The following is a 6,246-nucleotide window of genomic DNA, read 5'->3' as shown; positions in this document are numbered from 1 at the left end:
TCATTGTGTCATGCCTCCTTTTTGTTATAACTGATAATATAATTCAGTTAGGCAGTTTCTGAAAATATACTTTCCAAAAAATGCTCTCTAATTAGACTTCATGACACAGTTTTTTGAACACTCTCGCATTATATCTCTGAGCATTATTTATTATTTCTGATATATTGATTTCATTCATTTTAAGCAGCCCTCCCCAATTGTTTTTTTTTATTACTTCTGTTAATATCCTCGTATAGCAAAATCAACACGGTCTGCTATGCGATGATTATTGTTTTCCTCAGGTTTATTGTACAGATTCTATGATTATTTTGCAATGATTCAAAGGCTGCGGAGTCCTCAGTAATACCAGACAAAAAATCTTTTGTCTAATGTTACCACTCCGTCATGGTTTGAACGGTTTTTTTGTTTTGCAAGTGCGTTTAGATTTATGGTCTATCGCTTTGGTTCTGTGCTTTACGAATCGCTGCTACATCAGCAAGGTCTTGAGGGCGGCCTGCCGCCTCTTTTGCCGTGATAAGGTCGGTAGCACAGATAAACGCCGCCTGTAGGCTGGTTTTGGTATCAATAGTTTCCATCTCGCGGCGTTCCCATGCGCTGTCAAAATCAATTCCAGTCATCTCAGGTAGGATATCCACCATGAAAGGAGGTGTTCCCATACGAAAGAACGAACCGCTTTCTATGAAATCCTCAGGTTTCACCCCCTCAAGCGGTGCACCAAACTTTGCCAGTGCCCTGAAAAGGGCATCCGCATTGTTCTTGTCCGGTTTGATGAAAATGTCGAGGTCTTTTGTAGCACGCGGCTGTGCGTGAAGGGATACGGCGTAGCCCCCTACAACCAGATATTTAACAGCCTCAGCGTTTAATATGGCAAAGAGTTCTTTGAAGTCTTGATTCATTGGGCGGTAAATCCCTGAGTCCGAAGAAGGCCTCTCTCGTAAGCTCCTCCACAACATCCATACGTACATGAGCAGGTTGCTGCTGCCAATACTTATACTCGTCAGCCTTCATTTCCTCAAAGCTATTGTAACGGCGTATTGTGAGATTTAATTTTCTGCTCATATTTCTATTGTACCACATAAAAGCAAGGTCGATGTAGGTTTCTTAATTGAGACCCAACTTAATTTTTTCCCCACCATCCTGCGTTTTATCAGTTTTTACATACCCGTCTCTTTTTATCTGATAACCTAAGTACATGATTAGTTCAAAACTGAAAAAACAGAAACTCTTATACGCAATATCAATAGAAAAAGCGAGGAAAACACATGGCAATTTCTAATACAGCGCAAACTAAGCCTGCCCTAAAAAGTAAAAAGGTTAAAGCCGTTGCAACACAAGATAGTCCGGTTTATGAAGAAATCTCCGTAGTAAGCGTTCGTGACAGGTACAACAATTATCCGTCTGAGGGACTTACACTTGAAAAACTCTCAAGAATCTTTAAAGAGGCAGACGCCGGTAACATTTCGCGGCAGGCTGAATTATTTTCTGAGATAGAGGAAAAGGATTCGCACTTAGGCAGCATCCTTCAGATTAGAAAAGCTCAGGTCGCTCGCCTCGGTTGGGAAATTCTCCCCGCCTCTGATTCTCAACAGGATATTCAGATTGCACAATCAACTAAAGTGATGTTCGATTACATCGAAAACTTTGAGGATGCCCTCATGGATATGCTTGATGCCATAGGAAAGGGGTTTTCTGTAGTTGAGATATTGTGGGGGGTCAGCGACCCCAGGCGTAAAGGGCAAGTTTATATAGATAACCTTAAGTGGGTGGATCAAAAACGGTTTACGTTTTTCTCAAAAGACGGTATCTTGCCACTGCCAAATCTTATAACCGATGACGAGCCTGTCTATGGTGAAATGTTGCCAGCAAACAAATTTGTAATTCACAGATATCGCAGCCGCTCAGGAATACTTCCTCGTGCCGGACTTCTAAGGCCATGCGCATACATGTATCTGTTTAAAAGCTATGGAATTAAGGACTGGGTGGTGTTTAACGAGCTGTTTTCCGTGCCAATGCGCATTGGTAAATATAAGTCTGGCGCCGGTAAGGGTGAAATAGAGGCGCTTAAGCAGGCTGTGTTTAATCTCAGCGTGGATTCCGCCGCAGTGATTTCCGATAACACCCTGATAGAACTCCTTGAGTCTAAAATAAACGGTAACAGTTCAGCTTTCAATGACTTTATCTCATTCTGTGACAAGTCAATGACTAAGGCTATTCTTGGGCACACTGCCGCTGTGGAAAGTATGCAGGGGAAACTTGGCTCTGAGCAGGAGGCACAAAATGTAAGGCAAGACCTTTTGGAATCCGATGCCACAGCACTTGCTAAAACCATTAAAACCTACATCATAACTCCATGGGTAAAGTTTAACTTTGGCCCCAACATAGGCATACCTAAGTTTAGATTTAATTTTGAGGATAAAGACGATTTGGTAAAAACCGCTAACACTTATAAAACCCTCGTGGATATGGGTTTTACAGGAATCAGCACGAACCATATATACGAAAAATTCGGAATTCCTAAACCGTTAGATGGTGAAAAAACATTGGGGACAAAGACCCCAAACCCCGCTTTGGAAGCTCAACCCCCCATTTCAGATGTTGTTAAGGAGGTAAAACAATGAAAGTAATCGTGTGCAGTGAGATAGTTAATGCCGTGGATGAGGTACAGATTATTCCTTATGGTTATCACAAAACCAGCAAGGGGGATTTTCTGTGCGATGACCAATCAGCAGCCGAGGTGATAAAAGATTTCCGTAAACGGCAAAATGATATGGTAATTGATTACGAACATCAAACGCTTACCGGAGCCGAGGCCCCAGCTGCCGGATGGATTAAGAAGCTGACCTACAGGGGCACTGAGGGAATCTGGGCAAAAGTCGAGTGGACTGATAAAGCCAAAGCCTATATCAACAACAAAGAGTACCGGTATCTGTCCCCTGTGTTTTTAAAAGACACAAAAGATAACCGGGTAGTGAAACTTATAAATGCGGCGCTTACGAATCAGCCGGCTATAGACGGTATGGTTCCGTTAGTCAATAAGGAGGATGAAGCAGTAATAAAAAACAAAAAATCGGAGGTAAAACCAATGAAGAGAGTTTATGAAGCCCTTGGCTTATCTGACGGGGCTAATGAAGACGATGCCTTAAGAGAGGTCATGGCACTGACCTCTGCCATAACTGAGGACACAGCTTATAAAGACATCCTGAAAGATATCGGATTGACTCCTGAGGCGACAGTGTCAGAGGTTAAGGCAACGGTGCTGGCTATGAAACAATCGCACGACAGCATTGAAACCCTCACAAAAGAGGTCATGACACTGAAGGCAGCAATGTTTAAACAGGATACCGAAACTGTCGTAAACAGTGCCATAAGCCAGGGTAAAATCATGCCGTTGCAAAAGCCGTGGGCATTGGAGTACGCAGCAAAAGATCCTGAGGGTTTTAAGTTGTTTGTTGCCAAATCCCCTGAGGTTGTTCCCCTTAAAGACATTACAGGAAAAGCAACAAAGGTTGATAGTACAGCAATTGATAAGACCCAGCGCACAGTTAACAAACAATTGGGAATTAGTGACGAACTGTGGATTAAACGGGGACAGCACTCCCCTAAAGGGGACTCAGCAAGTAAACACACAACGGAGGCCAAATAATGTCAGCTTTAACAGCAGATAGAAACACCGTATCAAGAAGCGGCGACATGTTGCAGCTTGATGTAGCAGCCGGGAAGGTAATTTATAAGGGAGCGCTTGTAGCGGTTGATGCAAGCGGAAACGCTACACCCGGAGCAACCGCAACAACCATAAGAGGGATAGGCCGTTCTGACTCGTATGCAGATAACTCAGGAGGAGCTGCCGGAGACAAAGTCGTATCGGTATCAAAGGGGGTCTTTGCATATGGAAATTCAGCTTCAACTGATGAGATAACTCGTGCTGATATTGGTAAGGACTGCTACATCGTGGATGACCAGACTGTAGCTAAAACTGATGGTACCGGCACCAGATCAATCGCAGGACAAGTGTTTGACGTAAACTCCAACGGCGTTTGGGTTAAATTCAGGTAGGGGCAAATAATTATTCGCCCTAAAGGAAACAAAAAGGAGAAAAGATGATACTAAATCAACAAACATTGGATGCCATATATCAGTCATTCAGTCTGGTATTTGACAACGCCTTTAACGACATTACGCCCATTTATCAGCGCATTGCTATGATTGTACAGAGTCAGAGCAGAGAGCAAAAGTATGGATTTATGGGAGCATTTCCGCGTATGAGAGAGTGGGTTGGTGACCGTGTGCTTCAAAACCTCTCAACACACGATTTTACCATCAATAACAAGGACTTCGAAAGTACAATTGAGGTTGACAGAAACGATATCGAAGACGACAATCTGGGCATTTACAATCCTATAGTTCAGGAGTTTGCCCGTGTTGCCGCCACTCACCCGGATGAGTTAATCTTTGAGCTTTTTAAAGACGGTAGTGTTAACGAATGCTATGATGGCAAGGCATTTTTTGCAGCAAACCACACTGTCAACGGCTCAAGTGTTTCAAATTTTGCTGACGATAGCGGCACACCGTGGTATCTTCTTGATCTGTCCAGAGCGGTTAAACCCTTTGTGTTTCAAAACCGCAGGACTGTTGAGTTTGTAAGCCTTGACAATCTCAAAGACGCTAATGCGTTTTTTAAACGTAAGTATATTTATGGCGTTGATGTCAGATACAACACTGGATATGGACTGTGGCAATTAGCATATAGATCTGAAAAAACCCTTGATTCAACTAACTACTCTGCTGCCAGATCCGCTATGATGCAGTACACCGATGACACCGGACGGCCACTTGGCATAATGCCAACAATACTGATCGTGCCTCCGTCTTTAGAGGGCGAGGCACGCGCCCTTCTTATGAATGATGTAACATCAACCGGGGCCACAAACACGTGGAAAGGTACATCAGAGCTTCTGGTTGTGCCCTGGCTGGGATAGGGGAGGGTTAATGTATATAACGGCAACGGACATATATGCGGTAATTAAAGAGGCGGCAGCCATTGAGTTAACGGATGACGAAAACACAGGGTCAGTTAATGTTGACTTTGTAAATTCTGCGATAACCCAGTCTGACGGAGTTATTGACAGCTATCTGGCAACGCGGTATAAACTGCCGCTTTCAATAGTGCCGGATGTCATTAAGTCCGTTGCCGTTACACTTACCGTGTATAACCTGTATCAACGTTCCTCGTTAGAAGTTGATGAAAAGACCAAAAAAGCCTATACCGATGCCGTCTCTTTACTAAAAGACATCTCAAAAGGCGCTGCTTCATTAGGCCTGCAAGAGACATCGGCAGGACTGGCACAGTCAAATAAAACAACAAACGGCAGGGTGTTTACCATTGATAAGCTGAGGAGCTATTAATGTTAAAGATAGAAGAAATGGAAACCCTGATAACAGACACACTCTGTCAGGTCAGCGGCCTTGCCACTGTTGATATACACGTAGGTAACATTGAGGATGCACTCACAGGCAGCATGAAATTACCGGCAGCACTTTTAGTTTACGGCGGAGCTAAGGCAAAGTTACAGACAGAGGGAGGCATGGAGCTTCTGTATAACGTTGACTTTAGCTTCACTGTTTTTGTTATCGGTAAAAGTTCAAAAGACAAAAAAGAGACCGGTTCAAGGATTAATACTTTGCTTGAGGACATAAGAGGAGTTTTAAACGGGTTACAACAAGGCTCAGCCTCTTTGATTTGGGAGGGAGAGAGCCTTGTTGTTATGACAAAAACTGGAGTAGCAGTGTACTCCCAGCATTATAGATGCCGGGAGGCACTGACAGCTAAGAGGGGTCAGCGACCCCCGGCATAAAGGAGTAACGCTTAATGAAAAAAATAACACAAATAGTCTTAATATTAGCGATTTTGGCACTGGCAACCATATCCTTTGCCGATAGTTTTACCCTGTTTGAAAAGTCTGCAACAGGTGTGGCAGCGGCTCAGGCGTTAATCAAACCACTGAAAGACTGGACATGTCAGGTAACAACAAGCAAAGTAGCAGATAACGCAACAGTAGCCCTTGAGGGCAGTGTAACCGGTGAGTATTTTGGGAAGATGGTTAACTACGACTTAACCGCCTCAGATCTTAGTGAAAAAACCGCCTTTTTTAGCGTTACAGGCATACCGGTTAAGTACGTCAGGGGTAATCTGCTAAATAACCCCGATAACGCAACCATAAAAATGTCATGTATCGGAACGGAATAACA

The 6,246-nt window shown here is 43.6% G+C and carries 9 protein-coding genes; 7 read left to right on the top strand and 2 right to left on the bottom strand.

What is annotated here, in order from left to right; all coding sequences use genetic code 11:
* Positions 1-425: 425 nt before the first annotated feature.
* A complete protein-coding gene (locus HQK88_15935) occupies positions 426-896 on the bottom strand; it encodes a hypothetical protein (protein MBF0618291.1) in 471 nt (156 codons plus the stop codon).
* Positions 853-1,059, bottom strand: coding sequence for a hypothetical protein (locus HQK88_15930; protein ID MBF0618290.1), 207 nt, complete (start codon positions 1,057-1,059; stop codon positions 853-855). Before HQK88_15930 ends, HQK88_15935 begins: the two co-directional genes overlap by 44 nt.
* A 203-nt stretch (positions 1,060-1,262) precedes the next feature.
* Here HQK88_15930 and HQK88_15925 point away from each other — a divergent pair, with 203 nt between their 5' ends.
* From HQK88_15925 to HQK88_15895, 7 genes are read left to right on the top strand one after another with little or no spacing between them, the layout of a single operon-like run.
* Positions 1,263-2,618 (top strand): DUF935 family protein, encoded by a 1,356-nt coding sequence (locus HQK88_15925; GenBank protein ID MBF0618289.1) that lies wholly within the window; start codon positions 1,263-1,265, stop codon positions 2,616-2,618.
* Positions 2,615-3,643 carry a phage protease gene (locus HQK88_15920; GenBank protein ID MBF0618288.1) on the top strand — a complete coding sequence of 343 codons (1,029 nt, stop codon included), beginning with the start codon at positions 2,615-2,617 and terminating at the stop codon, positions 3,641-3,643. The genes HQK88_15925 and HQK88_15920 overlap by 4 nt, the downstream gene beginning before the upstream one ends.
* Positions 3,643-4,053, top strand: coding sequence for a hypothetical protein (locus HQK88_15915; GenBank protein MBF0618287.1), 411 nt, complete (start codon positions 3,643-3,645; stop codon positions 4,051-4,053). The genes HQK88_15920 and HQK88_15915 overlap by 1 nt, the downstream gene beginning before the upstream one ends.
* 44 nt (positions 4,054-4,097) lie before the next feature.
* Complete coding sequence (locus HQK88_15910; protein MBF0618286.1) at positions 4,098-4,976, top strand: Mu-like prophage major head subunit gpT family protein; 879 nt, start codon at positions 4,098-4,100, stop codon at positions 4,974-4,976.
* 10 nt (positions 4,977-4,986) lie between these two features.
* Positions 4,987-5,403 carry a DUF1320 domain-containing protein gene (locus tag HQK88_15905; protein MBF0618285.1) on the top strand — a complete coding sequence of 139 codons (417 nt, stop codon included), beginning with the start codon at positions 4,987-4,989 and terminating at the stop codon, positions 5,401-5,403.
* On the top strand, positions 5,403-5,852 hold the full coding sequence (locus HQK88_15900; protein ID MBF0618284.1) for a DUF1834 family protein: 450 nt from the start codon (positions 5,403-5,405) through the stop codon (positions 5,850-5,852). Before HQK88_15905 ends, HQK88_15900 begins: the two co-directional genes overlap by 1 nt.
* A 14-nt stretch (positions 5,853-5,866) precedes the next feature.
* Positions 5,867-6,244: a hypothetical protein gene (locus tag HQK88_15895; protein MBF0618283.1), complete on the top strand. Its 378-nt coding sequence runs from the start codon at positions 5,867-5,869 to the stop codon at positions 6,242-6,244.
* The last annotated feature ends 2 nt before the right edge of the window (positions 6,245-6,246 follow it).

The organism is Nitrospirota bacterium, assembly GCA_015233895.1.
GTDB lineage: Bacteria > Nitrospirota > Thermodesulfovibrionia > Thermodesulfovibrionales > Magnetobacteriaceae > Magnetomonas.
The sequence above is the reverse complement of the archived record's forward strand: the minus strand, read 5'-3'. Positions and strand labels throughout refer to the sequence as shown.

Bases quoted from the DNA above. Each gene is read 5' to 3' on its own strand.
- HQK88_15935 (MBF0618291.1), bottom strand. From the start codon at position 896: ATGAATCAAGACTTCAAAGAACTCTTTGCCATATTAAACGCTGAGGCT.
- HQK88_15930 (MBF0618290.1), bottom strand. From the start codon at position 1,059: ATGAGCAGAAAATTAAATCTCACAATACGCCGTTACAATAGCTTTGAG.
- HQK88_15925 (MBF0618289.1), top strand. From the start codon at position 1,263: ATGGCAATTTCTAATACAGCGCAAACTAAGCCTGCCCTAAAAAGTAAA.
- HQK88_15920 (MBF0618288.1), top strand. From the start codon at position 2,615: ATGAAAGTAATCGTGTGCAGTGAGATAGTTAATGCCGTGGATGAGGTA.
- HQK88_15915 (MBF0618287.1), top strand. From the start codon at position 3,643: ATGTCAGCTTTAACAGCAGATAGAAACACCGTATCAAGAAGCGGCGAC.
- HQK88_15910 (MBF0618286.1), top strand. From the start codon at position 4,098: ATGATACTAAATCAACAAACATTGGATGCCATATATCAGTCATTCAGT.
- HQK88_15905 (MBF0618285.1), top strand. From the start codon at position 4,987: ATGTATATAACGGCAACGGACATATATGCGGTAATTAAAGAGGCGGCA.
- HQK88_15900 (MBF0618284.1), top strand. From the start codon at position 5,403: ATGTTAAAGATAGAAGAAATGGAAACCCTGATAACAGACACACTCTGT.
- HQK88_15895 (MBF0618283.1), top strand. From the start codon at position 5,867: ATGAAAAAAATAACACAAATAGTCTTAATATTAGCGATTTTGGCACTG.